The sequence below is a fragment of the Nocardia anocheti genome (assembly GCF_029675105.1).
Classification (GTDB): Bacteria; Actinomycetota; Actinomycetes; order Mycobacteriales; family Mycobacteriaceae; genus Nocardia.
Genome location: NZ_JAQQFV010000035.1, coordinates 1 through 320, shown reverse-complemented (window position 1 = coordinate 320; position 320 = coordinate 1). Strand labels below are relative to the sequence as shown.

The following is a 320-nucleotide window of genomic DNA, read 5'->3' as shown; positions in this document are numbered from 1 at the left end:
GGTTTAGCCTCATCCGCTTTCGCTCGCCACTACTCACGGAATCACTATTGTTTTCTCTTCCTGTGGGTACTGAGATGTTTCACTTCCCCACGTTCCCTCCACACACCCTATATATTCAGATGCGGGTAACACGACATCACTCGTGCTGGGTTTCCCCATTCGGAAATCCTCGGATCTCAGCTCGGTTGACAGCTCCCCGAGGCTTATCGCAGCCTCCTACGTCCTTCATCGGCTCCTGGTGCCAAGGCATCCACCGTACGCTCTTAAACACTTACTAACAAAGATGCTCGCGTCCACTGTGCAGTTCTCAAACAACACAC

The 320-nt window shown here is 52.2% G+C and carries 1 rRNA gene; it reads right to left on the bottom strand.

The annotated features are described in order from the left end of the window. Positions 1-277: ribosomal RNA gene (locus QC180_RS30160) — 23S ribosomal RNA — on the bottom strand; the annotation flags it as partial. Between the last annotated feature and the right edge of the window lie 43 nt (positions 278-320).